Here is a 15,607-nt window from a genome sequence, read left to right on the forward strand (position 1 = left end):
CACTGTCGATACGGATGCGCCGCAGCTTGAACGATGCCCGGCCTTCGGCCACATAGGGGCGATATGGCCGTGATGCGGCAAATACCGGTTCAGCATAACAGGATGATAGATGGCGGATCCCTATTCCACTCTGGGTGTGGCGCGCAGCGCGAGTGAAGCGGAGATCAAGTCCGCCTATCGCAAGCTGGCCAAGCAATATCACCCCGACAAGAATCAGGACAATCCAAAGGCGGCGGAGAAATTCTCGGCCGTGACCAACGCCTATGACCTGCTGTCGGACAAGGACAAGCGGGCCCGTTTCGACCGGGGCGAGATCGATGCCGACGGCAATCCGACCGCGCCCTTCGGCTTTGGCGGTGGTGGCGGCGGGCGTGGCCGTCCCGGCGGGTTCGAGTTCAACGAGGGCGGCGCCGATTTCGGTGATATTTTCGAAGGCCTGTTCGGCGGTGCGGGCCGTCGCGCCGGTGGTGGCGGCGGTTTTGGCGGCTTTGGTCGCGGCGCGCCGCCGGCCAAGGGGGCCAATGTCGCCTATCGACTGGCGGTGCAGTTCGTCGACGCTGCTACGCTGGCGCCGCAGCGCATCACCCTGCAGGATGGCAAGACGATCGACCTGAAGCTGCCCGCCGGGGTCGAAACCGGCACGCAGATGCGCCTGACCGGCAAGGGGCAGCCGGGCGCCGGCGGCGCGGGCGACGCAATCGTCACCATCGAGGTGAAGTCGCACCCCTTCTTCAAGCGCGACGGCGACAATGTGCTGCTCGATTTGCCGATCACCATCAACGAGGCGGTGAAGGGCGGCAAGGTGAAGGTGCCGACCGTCGATGGCCCGGTGATGCTGGGCGTGCCGGCCGGCACCACATCGGGCAAGACGCTGCGCCTGCGCGGCAAGGGCTTTACCGGCAAGGATGGCCAGCGCGGCGACCAGCTTGTGACCTTGCTGATCGACGTGCCTGCCGATGATCCGGTGATCCTCCAGCTGGTCGAGGATTGGCAGGATGGTCGCGCGGTGCGGACCCATCTGGGCGTCTAGGACGTTCGGCAAGGGTGCCGCTGCCTTCCCCCTATAGTCCGGAGTCGCGCCGCCACATGGCGGCGCAGGCGCAGGAAAAATTCCATCGCCAGATCGATCGGGTCCGGCCGGGATCGCGCAGCTTCGAGATCGCCAAGCGGGTAATGGTGGGCGTCTATAGCGACGGGTTCATCCATGCGGGGAACCTGGCCTATCTCTCGCTGATGACGCTGTTTCCCTTCTTCATCGTTGCCGCCGCCGTCGCCAGCGTCTTTGGCCGCACGTCGGACGGGCTGTCGGCGGTGAACGCCTTTCTCTACACCGTGCCGCGCGGCGTCGCCGATGTCGTGCGCCAGCCGATCAGCGATGTGTTGCAGGCGCGTTCCGGCAATCTGCTCTGGTTCGGCGGTCTGGTGGGGCTCTGGACCGTGGGCAGCCTGATCGAGACGATCCGCGACATATTGCGCCGCGCCTATGGGACGAAGAGCACCAAGCCCTTCTGGCGTTATCGGCTGGCGTCGGTCGGGATCACGCTGGTCAGCGTGCTGGCAGTGATGTTCGCCTTTTCGATGCAGGTGATGATAACGGCGGTGGACCAGCTGCTCCACCGGCTGCTGCCCTTCGCGGATGAGGCGATCGCCTGGGTTTCCTCGGCCAAGCTGGTGCCGATGGCGATATTATGCGTGGCGCTCCACTCGCTCTATGTCTCGCTGACCCCGTCACTCTACCGTGACAAGCGCTTTCCCAAATGGCCCGGCGCCGTCGCCACCGCGCTGTGGTGGTATGCCGTCACTCTGCTATTGCCGGTCACATTGTCGATGCTGGGCGGCTATGACCGGACCTATGGCAGTCTGGCCGGTGTCATGATCACCCTCATTTTTTTCTTTCTCGTGGGGCTCGGCGTGGTAATTGGCGCCGAATTGAATGCGGCACTGGCGGAATTTCCGGAAGACGAAGCAGCCGGCACCGTGCAGGACAAAGGGAACGGAACGACGATATGACAGGCTTGATGGCGGGAAAGCGCGGGCTCATCATGGGGCTGGCGAACGACAAGTCGCTGGCTTGGGGTATTTCGCAGCAACTGCATGCGCAGGGCGCGGAACTGGCCTTCTCCTACCAGGGCGAGGCGCTGGCCAAGCGCGTGAAGCCGCTGGCGGAACAGCTGGGCTCGGACTTCCTGATCGACTGCGACGTATCCGACATGGCGAAGCTGGACGAGGCCTTTGCCGAGATCGAGGCGCGCTGGGGCAAGCTGGACTTCGTCGTCCATGCGATCGGCTTTTCCGACAAGAATGAGCTGCGCGGCCTCTATGCCGACACCAGCCTCGACAATTTCCTGATGACCATGAACATCTCGGTCTACAGCTTCGTCGCCGTCGCGGCCCGCGCGCGCAAGCTGATGAAGGAAGGCGGCAGCCTGCTGACGCTGAGCTATTATGGCGCGGAAAAGGTCATCCCCCATTATAACGTCATGGGCGTGGCCAAGGCGGCGCTGGAAACCAGCGTCAAATATCTGGCGATGGACCTGGGCCCGGAAAATATCCGCGTCAACGCGATCTCGGCCGGCCCGATCAAGACGCTGGCGGCCAGCGGCATCGGCGATTTCCGCTACATCATGAAGTGGAACGAGCTGAACTCGCCGCTGCGTCGCAACGTGACGATCGACGATGTCGGCGGTGCCGGCCTTTACCTGCTGTCGGACCTCGCTTCGGGCGTGACGGGTGAGATCCACCATGTCGACGCGGGCTATAATGTCATCGGCATGAAGGCCGAAGACGCGCCCGACATCGCGCTGGACAAGTAAGAACGACGCGACCGGATTGGAACGGATATGAGCTTCAACACATTCGGTCGCGTCTTCCGCTTCTCGACCTGGGGCGAGAGCCATGGTCCGGCGATTGGCGCGATGGTCGATGGCTGCCCTCCGGGCCTGGCATTGAGCGAGGCGGACATCCAGCCCTGGCTCGACCTGCGCAAGCCGGGCACGTCCAAGTTCACGACCCAGCGGCGCGAACCCGATGAGGTGCGCATCCTGTCGGGCGTGTTCGAGGGCAAGACAACCGGCACGCCGATCAGCCTGATGATCGAGAATACCGACCAGCGATCGAAGGATTATTCGGAGGTCGCCAAGGCCTATCGCCCCGGCCATGCCGACTATGCCTATGACGCCAAATATGGCTTTCGCGACTATCGTGGCGGCGGGCGGTCCTCGGCGCGCGAAACCGCCAGCCGGGTTGCGGCCGGTGCGGTGGCGCGGCTCGTCATCCCCGAAGTCGATATCTTCGCCTATGTGAGCGAGATCGGCGGCGACGCGATCGACTATGGCAATTTCGACGCGGCGCAGATCGGCCAGAATCCCTTCTTCTGTCCTGACGCCGAAGCCGCGGTGCGCTGGGAAGCGCTGGTCGATGGCGCGCGCAAGGATGGTTCCTCGCTCGGCGCAGTGGTCGAATGCGTGGCCAGTGGCGTGCCGGCCGGCTGGGGCGCGCCGCTCTATGCCAAGCTCGACAGCGAACTGGCGAGTGCGATGATGAGCATCAACGCGGTCAAGGGCGTTGAGATTGGCGACGGCTTCGCAGCCGCCCGGCTGCGCGGCGAGCAGAATGCCGATCCGATGCGGCCCGGCGCCGATGGTCCGGTCTTCCTCGCCAATCATGCCGGCGGCATTGCGGGCGGCATTTCGACCGGCCAGCCGGTCAAGGTGCGGATCGCCTTCAAGCCGACCAGTTCGATCCTGATTCCGGTCGAGACGGTGACGCGCGAAGGCGATGCGTCGGACATCATCACCAAGGGCCGTCACGACCCATGCGTCGGCATTCGCGGCGTGCCGGTGGTCGAAGCCATGATGGCGCTGGTGCTGGCCGACCAGAAGCTGCTGCACCGCGCCCAATGCGGGGCCGACTGACGCGCCGAACTGCGCCAATCGCGCGTCGAATGTGCAAAAGATGCGAGACGACTCACCCATGTTACGCTAGGATGACATGGTCACCCGCGGGAGGGTGAGCGGCAGAGCGTAAGCCTGGGGAGCGTCAGCACGCTATGCGTGGATTGACGGTCAAAACGTCCCCTGACGCCGCGACACGGGCCAGCCATGCAACCATGGCTGGCCCATTTCGTTTCACCTCCGTTAGAGACGCGATCACGCGATCAAACGGGGGCAAGACGAGATGCATTTCATCACCGCGCTATTGGGCATTTACCGCGCGGAAATCGGCCTGATCATTCTCGCCTGCATGTTCGTCGCCTTCGTGCGCGAACGCTATTCCCCGACCGTCGTCTCGGTGCTGGGTGCCTGTGCCTTCGCGCTGCTCGGCCTGCTCGACGAGAAATCGCTCTTCTCCGTCTTTTCGAACAGCGCGCCGCTGACCGTGGGCGCGATGTTCGTGCTGTCGGGGGCGCTCATCCGCACCGGCACGATCAACCGCATCGCCGATCTGGTCATGGTCCGGGCGCAGAAGCATCCGCGGCTGGCGCTGGTCGAAGTTGCGGTGGGCACGGTGCTGCTGTCGGCCTTCCTCAACAACACGCCGGTCGTGGTGCTGCTGATCCCGATCATGTTCCGTCTGGCGCAGGCGACCGCCTATCCGGTCAAGAAGCTGCTGATCCCGATGAATGCGGTGGCGGTGATGGGCGGCTGCGTTACCCTTATCGGCACGTCGACCAACCTGATCGTCGCGGGCATCGCGGCCGAACAGGGCATGCAGCCCTTCGGCATTTTCGATATCACTCCCTATGGCCTGGCCGGCACCATTGCCGGCGTCATCGGCCTGGCCTGCCTCAGCTTCCTACTGCCCAGCGACCCACCCTCGATCGCGGGCGAGAATGGCGGCAATGTGCAGGAATATCTGACCGAACTGGTCGTGACGCCGGACAGCGAGGTGGTCGGGCGGGAGATTGGCGAGTTGTCCGTGCTCGGCCGCTCGGTCACCTTGATCGGGCTCAAGCGGGCCGGCGAGATACGACGCCACGACCTGGAGCAGGAGGAACTGCATGTCGGCGACCGGCTGATCGTCCGCGCCGATGGCACGGCGATCATGACGCTGCGCGAATCGGGCGATTTCGAACTGGGCATTGCCGCCGATTCCGAAACCTCCGCGCGCGAGGGCACGGTGATCGAGGCGATGGTCGCGCCCAGCCATCCCTCGATCGGCGAGCGGCTGATCGACATTCCCTTCCTTCATGCCCTGCGCGTCCGGTTGATCGGCATTCATCGCGCCCGCCATCTGCCGGGGCCGGACTTGGCCGATACGCGGGTGCGCGGCGCCGACCGGCTGCTGGTGGCGGGCAGCGACGACGCGATGCGGTCGCTGAAAGACAATCCCAACCTGATCGGCGTCGACATCAGCCGGACGCGCGCCTTCCGCCCGCGCAAGGCATGGATCGCGATCCTGGCGATGGCGGCGGTGGTGATCTTGTCGGCGCTCGACGTGATCGGCATCGGCCTGGCCGCCTTCATCGCGGTGGGCGTGATCCTGGTCACCCGTTGCATCGATGCGGAGGAAGCCTGGGCGGCGATCGACGGCGATGTGCTGATCCTGATCTTTGCCATGTTGGCGGTCGGCCTGGCGCTGGAACAGGCGGGCAGCGTCGCGCTGATGGTGGGCTGGATCACGCCGCTGATGCAGGTCGCGCCGCAATGGAGCCTGGTCTTCATCGTCTATTTCGCGGCGCTGATCCTGTCCGAACTGCTCAGCAACAATGCGGTCGCGGCGCTGTTGACGCCGCTCACCATCGCGCTGGCGCATCAGCTAGGCACCGATCCGCGTCCGCTGGTGATAGCGTTGATGATCGGCGCATCGGCCTGTTTCGCGACGCCGATCGGCTATCAGACCAACGCGCTGGTCTATGCCGCGGGCGATTATCGCTTCGCCGATTTCGTGCGCATCGGCGTGCCGCTCAACCTGATCGTCGGCACCGCGGTGTGCGCGGCACTCGTGATTCTGGGCTAGGGACCAATTGCCCGCATCCGGCCCTGTCGGCACGGATGCGGGGCCGGCATGAAGGCGGCGATCCATCAGGAGTATCGCCATGACCCGCCTTCGCTTCACCCAGGTCGACGCCTTTGCCGATGCGCCCTTCACCGGCAATCCGGCGGCGGTGATGCCGCTCGACGCCTGGCTCGATGATGCGGTGCTGCAGGCGATCGCCGCGGAAAACAACCTGTCGGAAACCGCCTTCACCGTGCCGACGCCGGACGATGCGGAGGCCGATTATGCGCTGCGCTGGTTCACCCCGGCGGTCGAGGTGAAGCTGTGCGGCCATGCCACGCTGGCGAGCGGTCATGTGCTGATTGAGGGCGAGACCATCCGCTTTCGCACCCGCCATGCCGGGGTGCTGACCGTGACCCGTGCGGGCGAGGGCTATGAACTGTCGCTGCCGGCCTGGACCAGCGCGCCCAGGCCGTTGCCGGAGCTGGCGGCAGGGATGGGCGGCGACATCGTCGAAACGCGCTGGCGCGAGGGCGGCTATGCGATCTTCGTCTATCGCGACGCCGATGCGATCCGCGCGCTGGAGCCTGATTTCGCGACCCTGCGCAAGCTGGGCGACAATCTGCTGATGGCGACCGCGCCGGGCGACGACAGCGATATCATCAGCCGCGTCTTCGTGCCCGGCGGCGGGATTGACGAGGATCCGGTGACCGGATCGGCCCATGGCCTGCTGACGCCCTATTGGGCGGAGCGGCTCGGCAAGACTGCGATCAGCGCCTATCAGGCGTCGGCGCGGGGCGGGCGGCTCGGTTGCCGGCTGGAGGGCGACCGGGTGGTGATGACCGGCGCCTGCCGCACGGTGATCGAGGGCATATTCACCCTTTAACCGGGGAAGAGGCCGATCAGCCGGGCCAGCTGCGCCTTCACGGCTGCGCGCTGCTCCTTCTTGGGCGACATGCCGATCCGCACGATCGTCAGCCGCTGGCCGGGCGCGACCAATATATATTGGCCATTATGGCCGACGCAGCCGAACAGGCTGGCCGAGGCGAGGCCGGGCATCAGCGCGCTTTCGCTGCTGTCCCGGTTGAGCCAGAGATGGGCGCCATAGGCCGCATTCCGGGGCGAGGGCGCGCGCATATAGTCGACCCATTTTTCCGGCACGATCTGATGGCCGTTGGGGGAGCGGCCATGGTTGCGCAGCAATTCGCCGAAGCGGCCATAGTCGCGCGCGGTCATGTGCATGATCGACCCGCCGATCAGCGTGCCGTTGGCGTCATATTCCGGGGTCAGGCTGGACAGCTTGCCCGGCGCCTTCAGCCGGCCGTCGATGAACATCTGCATCGCCCGGCGACGCACGTCGGGATGGGGGCTGTTGGTCAGCATCCGGGTCATCAGGTCCGACAGGATCATGGTGCTGCCGGTGGAGTAGGAGAAGACCTCGCCGGGATTGTGCGCGAGCGGCTTGGATCCGGCATAGGCCGCCATGTCCTGCGCGCCGTCCATGAACAGCATGCGCACGGTGTCGCCGTCGGTGATCGGCTCGCCATCCTCGGCATGGTCGAGGCCCGAGGTCATCGACAGCAACTGGCGCAGGGTGATGCGGCCGCGCGGATCGCCCGGCTGACTCCAGGCCGCGACCGGCACCGGCGAATCGAGCGCCAGCCGCCCGTCCGACACCATCAGGCCGACCAGCACGGCGGTGACGCTCTTGGCCATCGACCAGGACAGCAATTTCGTGTCGGGGGTGATGCCGGGGGCATAGCGTTCGGCAATCACCTTGCCGTCGCGCATGACCAGCAGGGCGCGGGTATCGCCCATCGCCTTGTCGTCGAACAGCGGATCGATCGCGCCGCGCAGCGCGCTCGCGCTGACCACGGCGTCGGTGTCGACGCTATAGACGGGCTCGGGCGAATGGGCCGCGCGCCCCGCCAGCGTGCCGGCCAGGACGAGCGCCACCAGTCCGGCACCCATGGCAAGGCGCTTTACGATTCGCTTCTCGATCTGCATAAGCCGGCGCCCTTAGCATGGAGGCGGGAAGAAGGACCATGGCGGTTCGTGGTAAATGGTGGATCGTCGCCGGACTGATCCTCTTCGCGCTGCTGGCGGCGCTGGCGTGGAACTGGTCGACCCTGCGTGCCCGCGCGCAGCTCGGCTCGGCCTATGGCGCGCGGCTGACCTGTTCCTGCCGCTATGTCGAGGGTCGTGCCATGGGCAGCTGCCAGGGCGACAAGGAGCCGGGCATGGCGATGGTGCGGCTGACCGACAAGCCGGAGGAGCGGGCGGTCGAGGCGCATGTCCCGCTGCTGGCGTCGCGCACCGCGCGCTTCAAGCCGGGCTGGGGCTGTCTGCTCGACCCAGCAGGCTAAGCGAGAGTTTGAGAAATCGCGAAAGAGCGATTTCTGATACGGCACCAGCCCGCTCCCCCACCCGGCCACCCATAGAATACTGCCGTTGGGTGGCCGGGTGGGGGAGCGGGCTGGTGCCGGAATGTGCCGGAGGGCACATCTCAAACAGACACTCCGCGCTACTGGCACCTGTGGCCCTGACTCGCTAAGGCCGGTCCATGCCCCGCGACATTCCCACGCTGCTCCACGATATTTTCGGCTTCACGACGTTCCGCGGGGTGCAGGAGCAGGTGGTCGGGCGGGTCATGGCGGGGCAGCCGACCCTGGCGATCATGCCGACCGGCGCGGGCAAGTCGCTCTGCTACCAGTTGCCGGCCGTGGCGCTCGATGGCTGTTGCGTGGTGGTATCGCCGCTGATCGCGTTGATGCACGACCAGCTGCGCGCGGCGACCGCGGTGGGCATCCGGGCCGCCAGCCTGACCAGCGTCGATGCCGACTGGCGCGAGACGCAGGACCGGCTGCGCAATGGCGAACTGGACCTGCTCTATGTCGCGCCGGAACGGGCGAGCGGCGAGGGGTTCCGCAATCTGCTGCGGTCGGCGAAGGTTGCGCTGTTCGCGATCGACGAAGCGCATTGCGTGTCCGAATGGGGGCATGATTTCCGCCCCGACTATCGGTTGCTGCGGCCGCTGCTCGATGAGTTTCCCGATGTCCCGCGGCTGGCGCTGACGGCGACGGCGGACGCGCATACGCGCAAGGACATATTGGTCCAGCTCGGCATTCCTGAGGATGGCCTCATCATCTCGGGCTTCGATCGGCCCAATATCCGCTATGCCGTCCATCCGCGCGATGGACTGACCCGGCAGCTGGCCGATCTGCTCGCCGCCAATCCGGGGCCGGGCGTGGTCTATGCGCCGACCCGCGCCGCGACCGAGAAGCTGGCCGAGACGCTGGGGCGCGGCGGCCGGGCGGTGCGCGCCTATCATGCCGGCATGGACCCGCAGCAGCGCGCCGCCAACCAGGCTGCCTTCATCGCCAGCGAGGATATGGTGATGGTCGCCACCGTCGCCTTCGGCATGGGGATCGACAAGCCCGATGTGCGCTTCGTCGCCCATGCCGGCCTGCCCAAGTCGATTGAGGGCTATTATCAGGAATCGGGCCGCGCCGGCCGTGACGGCGAACCGGCGGTCGCGCATCTCTTCTGGGGGGCGGAGGATTTCGCCCGTGCTCGCCAGCGCATCATGGAGCTGGAGCCCGCGCGCCAGCAGGGCGAGCGGGCGCGGATCGCGGCGCTGGGGGCGCTGGTGGAAACGGCGACCTGCCGCCGGGCGATCCTGCTGCGGCACTTTGGCGAGAATCCGCCGGCGACCTGCGGCAATTGCGACAATTGCCTGACCCCGCCGGCCAGTGTCGACGCGACCGAGACCGCGCGCAAATATCTGTCGGCGGTCTATCGCACCGGCCAGAGCTTTGGCGCGGGCCATATCGAGGCGGTATTGAGTGGCGCCGTCACCGACAAGATTCGCGAGCGCGGCCATGACAAGATTTCCGTCTATGCGATCGTCGATGGCGATGAGACGACGCTGCTGCGGCCGGTGTCGCGGGCGCTGCTGGTGCGGGACGCGCTGGAGACGACCGAGCATGGCGGGCTGATGCTCGGCCCCAATGCCCGGCCGATCCTGCGCGGCGAGGAGGAAGTGCGCATCCTGGTGCCGCCGCGGCGCGAGCGGAAGAAGCGCAACGCCCGCAATGGCAGCGACGCCAATCCGGTTGGCGATCCGCTGTTCGACGCGCTGCGCACCTGTCGCCGCGAACTGGCGCAGGATGCCGGGGTCCCGCCCTATGTCATCTTCCATGATTCGACGCTGCGCGAGATGGCGGAGCAACGGCCGGCGACCATCCATGAGCTGGGCATGGTGAGCGGCGTCGGGCAGAAGAAGCTGGACGCCTATGGCGATGCCTTCCTGGCGGCGATCCGGCCCTATCTGTAGCGGATGAGCGTGTGGCCCCGTTTCTCGACAGGCTCGAAACGAACGGATGGCGGGGCATCGATGCCGGTTGGGCGTGCAGACGCTTGAATCCTGTGGCGGGCGGGCGCATGGCGGGGGCGAAGGAGATTTGCCCATGTTCCGCCAGCTGACCGACCGCCTCTATGTCTCGCCCCAGATCAGCGTCGATCAGGTGGAGACCGCCAAGGCGCTGGGCGTGACTATGATCATCAACAACCGTCCCGATGACGAGGAACCGGGCCAGACCAACGGTGCCGCGGTCGAGGCAGCGGCGATCGACGCCGGCGTCGCCTATGCCGCCGTGCCGGTCGCCCATGGCGGCTTCGCCCCCTGGCAGCTCGACGGCATGGCTGCCGCGATGGAGCAGGCGGGCGAGGGCAAGATCCTGGCCTATTGCCGGTCGGGCACGCGCAGCACCCTGCTGTGGGCGCTGACCCGCGCGCGGGCCGGCGACGATGCCGATGCGCTGTCGGCACAGGCGACGGCTGCGGGCTATGATCTTGGCCCGGTGCGCCAGATCATGGATGCGCTGAAGCCCGCCTGAAAATAGGATTTCGTCCGCTTAACTTCGCATATTTCCCGCACATTTCGACATTTCCTTGCTCAAGTAGGAAATCATGTTGCGAGAAGGATGGGGACGCCGGACGATGGGAAAGAGCCGGGCGCAGCCTAACATGGGCCCGGCTCTGTAGGACAGGGCGGGGGAGCGGGTCGGGACCGGCTTTCTCAAGCGGACGCTCAGCTGCACTCTACCGTGACATGCTCCATGCGCGGCAGGCTGCGCACCCGTTCACGGACACGGGCGCCGTCGGCGCCGGGCGCCAGGCTGATGATCGCGGCATGGGCGTGCGGGCCGATGCGCCAGACATGGAGGTCGCGGATGGTGGCGCCTTCGGCTTCGACCAGGCCGCGCACCCTGGCCATCAGCGCGGGTTCGGCGGTGTCGAGCAGGATGGCGGCGGTGTCCTTCATCAGGCCCCAGGCCCAGCGGGCGATGACCACCGCGCCGAGCAGGCCGACCGCCGGATCGAGCCACCACCAGCCGAGATAGCGGCCAGCCAGCAGCGCGGCGATCGCCAGCACCGACGTCAGCGCGTCGGTCAGCACATGGACATAGGCGGCGCGCAGGTTGTTGTCGGCATGGCCGCTCTTGTGGTCGTGATCATGGTCATGATCGTCATGCGCGTGGCCGTGCCCATGATCATGGCTATGGTCGTGGCCGAGCAGCAGGGCGCTGACCAGATTGATGACCAGGCCGACGATCGCAACCAGGGTCGCCTCGCCAAAGGCGACCTTCACTGGCTCGAACAGGCGCATGCCGGATTCGATCGCGATGAACAGCGCGGTCAGCAGCAGCAGCAGCGCCGAGGCAAAGCCGGACAGGTCGCCGACCTTGCCGGTGCCGAAGGTGTAGCGCGGGTTGCGGGCATGGCGTTTGGCATAGCTGTAGGCGGCGGCCGCCACGGCCAGCGCGCCGGCATGGGTGGCCATGTGGAAACCGTCGGCCAGCAGCGCCATCGACCCGGTGATCCAGCCAAAGGCGATTTCCACCACCATCGTCGCGGCGGTCAGCCAGACGACCCACAGAGTGCGCCTGGCATTCTTGTCATGCCCGGCGCTCAGATAGATATGGTCGAAATAATGGCGTTCCGCGCCATCCTTGTCGGTCGGCGGCGGGACGGCCGGGGCGGGATGATGTGCATGGTCATGGTCGCATCCGGCGCCATGATGATGGTGCCCATGGGCGTGATCGTCGTGCATCGTCATTTCCCGTAGCGGCGGATCAGCGCCAGCATTTCTTCGGTGGCGGCCGTACGCGCTTCGTCGGTCAGGCCGGGGCGGGCGACATGTTCGCGCATATGCTGTTCGATCAGCTCCTCCATCAGGCTGCCGACCGCGCCGCGCACCGAGGCGACCAGCTGCAGCGTTTCCGAGCAGCCCGCATCGCCCGCCAGCTGGCGCTCGACGGCATTGACCTGCCCCGCGATGCGGCGCACCCGCGCCAGCAATTTGTCCCGATCCGCGATGATATGCATAGGATACCCCCCTATACTATGTGGATAAGTTGAGCAAGGCGTGGGGGATGGAGCGGGGGCGCCAGTTGGAGCCGAGAATCGACGCGACAGTCGAAGTTCACAGTGTCGTGCGGGTAAATTCGGGCCAATGCGCCGGCCAAGCGCCTGCCGCGCGCCGGTGAAGCGACAGGCGCGCGACAACCGGGTCAGGATGACGCGCCTTCGACGCGACAGGGAGAGGACAACGAGACGACAGGAAAACGACACTTGCGCGCCGGTCGGGCGACAGCGGCTTGGCGGCGAGGGCTGGAAAGTGGAGCGGGTGTCCATCGCCCAGGGTAGATCAGAGAAAGGCCGGGTAGGAAAGCGGGATGCCGGGTCGAGCGCGGCATGACGGACGGGAGGATGGCAACTGATGACCAGAAGCTGTCATGATCCCCCTCCCGCAAGCAGGAGGGGGTTAGGGGGTGGGGGCGCCGCGTAGCGGCGGTCTACGGTCGATAGGGCAGAAGCTCGCTACGCTCGCAACCCACCCCAGCCCCTCCCTGGAAGGGAGGGGCTATGTCTTGTCCCCACCCATCCCGGACACCCCAGCCTGCCCGTCCCGCTTTGCCTTTGGCGTCGGCGTCGCTAACAGGGGAGGGTGGCTGATCTGGAATGCGATCTTGCGATTATCGGCGGGGGCCTTGCCGGGGGGCTGATCGCGCTTGCCTTTGCCGAGCGGCGGCCGGGCACGCGCATCCTGTTGATCGAGCAGGCCGATCATGTCGGCGGCAACCATATCTGGTCCTTCTTCGGCGGTGATGTCGATGCGCGCGACCGCTGGCTGGTCGATCCGCTGGTCAGCAGCCGCTGGTCACAGGGGCATGAAGTGCGCTTTCCCGGCTATCGGCGGCAGCTCGACACCCCCTATAACAGCATCGCCTCCCCCCGTTTCGACGCGCATGTGCGGGCGGCGCTGGGCAATCGCCTGCTGACCGGTGCTCGGGTGGCGACGATCGGCCGGCAATTTCTGGTGCTGGAGGATGGGCGGCGGATCAGCGCGCCTGCGATGATCGATGCGCGCGGCGCGGGCGACCTGTCGGCGCTGCGCTGTGGCTGGCAGAAATTCGTCGGGCAGACGCTGCGACTGGCGCAGCCGCACGGGATTGCGCGGCCGGTGATCATGGACGCGACCGTGGCGCAGATCGACGGCTATCGCTTCGTCTATCTGCTGCCGCGCGACGCCCGGACGATCTTTGTCGAGGATACCTATTATAGCGACGGACCGGCGCTGGACGAGGCAGGGCTCGCGGAGCGGATCGCCGCCTATGCGCAGGCGCAGGGGTGGCAGGTGGAGGAAGTTATCCACAGCGAGAGCGGCGTTCTGCCGGTGGTGCATGGCGGCGATTTCGACCGCTACTGGCCAGCCGATGACCCGGTCGCGCGGGCCGGGGTGAAGGCCGGCCTGTTCCAGCCGATGACCGGCTATTCGCTGCCCGATGCGGTGCGATTCGCGACCTGGCTGGTGGAGCAGCCGCTGAAGGGCCTGCCGGCGGCAACGCGGACCTATGCTGCGGCGCACTGGAAGAAGGGACTTTATTATCGGTTGCTTGGCCGGATGCTCTTCGGCGCTGCGGTGCCGGACCAGCGCTGGCGCATCTTTGCCCGCTTCTATCGGCTGCGGCCGGGGCTGATCCAGCGCTTCTATGCCGGGCGATCGACCATCGCCGATCGCATCCGCATCTTGTGCGGGCGTCCCCCGGTGCGCATAAGGGATGCCATGCACGCATTGCTGAACCCACCCGCCTGATGGAGCGGAAAGCGATTGTCATTGGCGCGGGCTTTGGCGGCCTGGCGCTGGCCATCCGTCTGCAGTCGGCCGGGGTGGCAACCACCCTGATCGAGGCGCGCGACCGCCCCGGTGGCCGCGCCTATATGTGGGAGAAGGACGGCTTCACCTTCGACGCTGGTCCCACGGTCATCACCGATCCGGCCTGCCTCGCCGAATTGTGGCGCCTGTCGGGGAACGACATGGCGCAGGATGTCAGCCTGGTGCCGGTGTCGCCCTTCTACCGGCTCAACTGGCGCGACGGCACGAATTTCGACTATTCCAACGACGAGGTGGCGCTGCGCGCGCAGATCGCCAAGCTCAATCCCGAGGATGTCGCGGGCTATGAGCGGTTCCTGGATTATGCCGCTGGCGTCTATGAGGAAGGCTATCGCAAGCTCGGCTCGGTCGCCTTTCTCGACTTCGCCTCGATGGTGCGGGCGGGGCCGAGCCTTGCCAAATATCAGGCCTGGCGATCGGTCTATTCGATCGTGTCGAGCCATGTGAAGGACGAGAAGCTGCGCCAGGCGCTGTCCTTCCACAGCCTTCTGGTCGGCGGCAATCCGATGACGACCAGCGGCATCTATGCCCTGATCCACAAGCTGGAGAAGGATGGCGGCGTGTGGTTCGCCAAGGGCGGGACCAACCGGCTGGTGCAGGGCATGGCAACCCATTTCGAACGGCTGGGCGGCGTGCTGCGGCTGGGCGACGCGGTGGTCGAGATCGAGACCCATGGCGACCGGGCGGTGGCGGTGCGCACGGCGTCGGGCTGGCGCGGGGAGGCGGACGCGATCGCCAGCAATGGCGATTTGATGCACAGCTATCGCGACCTGCTGGGCCATCATCCGCGCGGCCAGAAGCAGGCGGAAAAGCTGCAGCACAAGAAATGGTCGCCCAGCCTGTTCGTGCTGCATTTCGGCATCAAGGGCAGCTGGCCGGGCATTCCCCACCATATGATCCTGTTCGGCCCCCGCTATGAGGGGCTGCTGACCGATATCTACAGCCATGGCGTGCTGCCGGCGGATTTCTCGCTCTATCTGCATCACCCGACCGTCACCGATCCGTCGATGGCGCCGGAAGGCTATTCGACCTTCTATGCGCTCGCCCCGGTGCCACACATGGGCAAGCTGCCGATCGACTGGGATCGCTTCGCGCCGGCCTATGCCGAGCGCATCCTGGACGAGATCCAGCATCGGCTGATCCCCGACATCCGGTCGCGCATCGTGACCCAGTTCCATTATGCGCCGAGCGATTTCGGCCGCGACCTCAATGCCCATCTGGGCAGCGGTTTCAGCCTGGAGCCGCTGTTGACCCAGAGCGCCTGGTTCCGCGCGCATAATCGCGACGATGTCATTCCCAACCTTTATCTGGTAGGGGCCGGCACCCATCCCGGCGCGGGCATCCCCGGCGTGGTGGGCAGCGCCAAGGCGACCGCGGCGCTGATGCTGCAGGACATGGCTTGAGGAGCGCGCGGCGCTTCGGGACTGGAAG

14 protein-coding genes are annotated in these 15,607 nt (G+C 66.2%); 11 read left to right on the forward strand and 3 right to left on the reverse strand.

Annotated elements, in window-relative coordinates; genetic code table 11:
* Positions 1-109: 109 nt before the first annotated feature.
* From VHN57_RS22490 to VHN57_RS22515, 6 genes are all read left to right on the forward strand, one after another.
* A complete protein-coding gene (locus tag VHN57_RS22490) occupies positions 110-1,030 on the forward strand; it encodes a DnaJ C-terminal domain-containing protein (RefSeq protein WP_010335582.1) in 921 nt (306 codons plus the stop codon).
* Between the two features lie 56 nt (positions 1,031-1,086).
* Positions 1,087-2,010 carry a YihY/virulence factor BrkB family protein gene (locus VHN57_RS22495; protein ID WP_004209756.1) on the forward strand — a complete coding sequence of 308 codons (924 nt, stop codon included), beginning with the start codon at positions 1,087-1,089 and terminating at the stop codon, positions 2,008-2,010.
* Entirely contained in the window at positions 2,007-2,813 is an 807-nt protein-coding gene (gene fabI / locus VHN57_RS22500; RefSeq protein ID WP_004209757.1) for an enoyl-ACP reductase FabI, read from the forward strand. The genes VHN57_RS22495 and fabI overlap by 4 nt, the downstream gene beginning before the upstream one ends.
* Positions 2,814-2,840: 27 nt before the next feature.
* Positions 2,841-3,914 (forward strand): chorismate synthase, encoded by a 1,074-nt coding sequence (gene aroC / locus VHN57_RS22505; protein WP_097385215.1) that lies wholly within the window; start codon positions 2,841-2,843, stop codon positions 3,912-3,914.
* A gap of 262 nt (positions 3,915-4,176) precedes the next feature.
* Complete coding sequence (locus VHN57_RS22510; RefSeq protein ID WP_423285604.1) at positions 4,177-5,958, forward strand: SLC13 family permease; 1,782 nt, start codon at positions 4,177-4,179, stop codon at positions 5,956-5,958.
* A 79-nt stretch (positions 5,959-6,037) separates the two neighbouring features.
* Positions 6,038-6,823 (forward strand): PhzF family phenazine biosynthesis protein, encoded by a 786-nt coding sequence (locus tag VHN57_RS22515; RefSeq protein ID WP_423285606.1) that lies wholly within the window; start codon positions 6,038-6,040, stop codon positions 6,821-6,823.
* Here VHN57_RS22515 and VHN57_RS22520 read toward each other — a convergent pair.
* Entirely contained in the window at positions 6,820-7,944 is a 1,125-nt protein-coding gene (locus tag VHN57_RS22520; protein ID WP_423285608.1) for a serine hydrolase domain-containing protein, read from the reverse strand. The two genes, VHN57_RS22515 and VHN57_RS22520, sit on opposite strands and share 4 nt — an antisense overlap.
* Before the next feature lie 38 nt (positions 7,945-7,982).
* Between VHN57_RS22520 and VHN57_RS22525 the strand changes: the two genes are divergently transcribed.
* From VHN57_RS22525 to VHN57_RS22535, 3 genes are all read left to right on the forward strand, one after another.
* On the forward strand, positions 7,983-8,303 hold the full coding sequence (locus VHN57_RS22525) for a hypothetical protein (RefSeq protein WP_004209764.1): 321 nt from the start codon (positions 7,983-7,985) through the stop codon (positions 8,301-8,303).
* A 197-nt stretch (positions 8,304-8,500) separates the two neighbouring features.
* Positions 8,501-10,273: a DNA helicase RecQ gene (gene recQ / locus VHN57_RS22530; protein WP_423285610.1), complete on the forward strand. Its 1,773-nt coding sequence runs from the start codon at positions 8,501-8,503 to the stop codon at positions 10,271-10,273.
* Positions 10,274-10,406: 133 nt separating this feature from the next.
* A complete protein-coding gene (locus VHN57_RS22535) occupies positions 10,407-10,835 on the forward strand; it encodes a protein tyrosine phosphatase family protein (protein ID WP_010335591.1) in 429 nt (142 codons plus the stop codon).
* Between the two features lie 194 nt (positions 10,836-11,029).
* On the opposite strand, the gene dmeF is transcribed toward VHN57_RS22535, so the two are convergent.
* The gene (dmeF, locus tag VHN57_RS22540) at positions 11,030-12,058 is read right to left on the reverse strand and encodes a CDF family Co(II)/Ni(II) efflux transporter DmeF (protein ID WP_423285613.1); all 1,029 of its coding nucleotides are present in this window, start codon (positions 12,056-12,058) and stop codon (positions 11,030-11,032) included.
* Entirely contained in the window at positions 12,055-12,327 is a 273-nt protein-coding gene (locus tag VHN57_RS22545) for a metal/formaldehyde-sensitive transcriptional repressor (protein WP_010335593.1), read from the reverse strand. The genes dmeF and VHN57_RS22545 overlap by 4 nt, the downstream gene beginning before the upstream one ends.
* Before the next feature lie 622 nt (positions 12,328-12,949).
* Here VHN57_RS22545 and crtY point away from each other — a divergent pair.
* Both crtY and VHN57_RS22555 read left to right on the forward strand, forming a co-directional pair.
* Positions 12,950-14,098, forward strand: coding sequence for a lycopene beta-cyclase CrtY (crtY, locus tag VHN57_RS22550; RefSeq protein WP_423285615.1), 1,149 nt, complete (start codon positions 12,950-12,952; stop codon positions 14,096-14,098).
* A complete protein-coding gene (locus tag VHN57_RS22555) occupies positions 14,098-15,579 on the forward strand; it encodes a phytoene desaturase (protein ID WP_375187045.1) in 1,482 nt (493 codons plus the stop codon). Before crtY ends, VHN57_RS22555 begins: the two co-directional genes overlap by 1 nt.
* The last annotated feature ends 28 nt before the right edge of the window (positions 15,580-15,607 follow it).

The organism is Sphingobium salicis subsp. salicis, from assembly GCF_049472635.1.
Lineage (GTDB): Bacteria > Pseudomonadota > Alphaproteobacteria > Sphingomonadales > Sphingomonadaceae > Sphingobium > Sphingobium yanoikuyae_A.

Excerpts from the sequence above, each read along its gene's own strand:
- VHN57_RS22515 (WP_423285606.1), top strand. The coding sequence starts at position 6,038 with ATGACCCGCCTTCGCTTCACCCAGGTCGACGCCTTTGCCGATGCGCCC.
- VHN57_RS22555 (WP_375187045.1), top strand. The coding sequence starts at position 14,098 with ATGGAGCGGAAAGCGATTGTCATTGGCGCGGGCTTTGGCGGCCTGGCG.
- VHN57_RS22510 (WP_423285604.1), top strand. The coding sequence starts at position 4,177 with ATGCATTTCATCACCGCGCTATTGGGCATTTACCGCGCGGAAATCGGC.
- aroC (WP_097385215.1), top strand. The coding sequence starts at position 2,841 with ATGAGCTTCAACACATTCGGTCGCGTCTTCCGCTTCTCGACCTGGGGC.
- dmeF (WP_423285613.1), bottom strand. The coding sequence starts at position 12,058 with ATGACGATGCACGACGATCACGCCCATGGGCACCATCATCATGGCGCC.
- fabI (WP_004209757.1), top strand. The coding sequence starts at position 2,007 with ATGACAGGCTTGATGGCGGGAAAGCGCGGGCTCATCATGGGGCTGGCG.
- VHN57_RS22535 (WP_010335591.1), top strand. The coding sequence starts at position 10,407 with ATGTTCCGCCAGCTGACCGACCGCCTCTATGTCTCGCCCCAGATCAGC.
- VHN57_RS22545 (WP_010335593.1), bottom strand. The coding sequence starts at position 12,327 with ATGCATATCATCGCGGATCGGGACAAATTGCTGGCGCGGGTGCGCCGC.
- VHN57_RS22520 (WP_423285608.1), bottom strand. The coding sequence starts at position 7,944 with ATGCAGATCGAGAAGCGAATCGTAAAGCGCCTTGCCATGGGTGCCGGA.
- recQ (WP_423285610.1), top strand. The coding sequence starts at position 8,501 with ATGCCCCGCGACATTCCCACGCTGCTCCACGATATTTTCGGCTTCACG.
- VHN57_RS22490 (WP_010335582.1), top strand. The coding sequence starts at position 110 with ATGGCGGATCCCTATTCCACTCTGGGTGTGGCGCGCAGCGCGAGTGAA.
- VHN57_RS22525 (WP_004209764.1), top strand. The coding sequence starts at position 7,983 with ATGGCGGTTCGTGGTAAATGGTGGATCGTCGCCGGACTGATCCTCTTC.
- VHN57_RS22495 (WP_004209756.1), top strand. The coding sequence starts at position 1,087 with ATGGCGGCGCAGGCGCAGGAAAAATTCCATCGCCAGATCGATCGGGTC.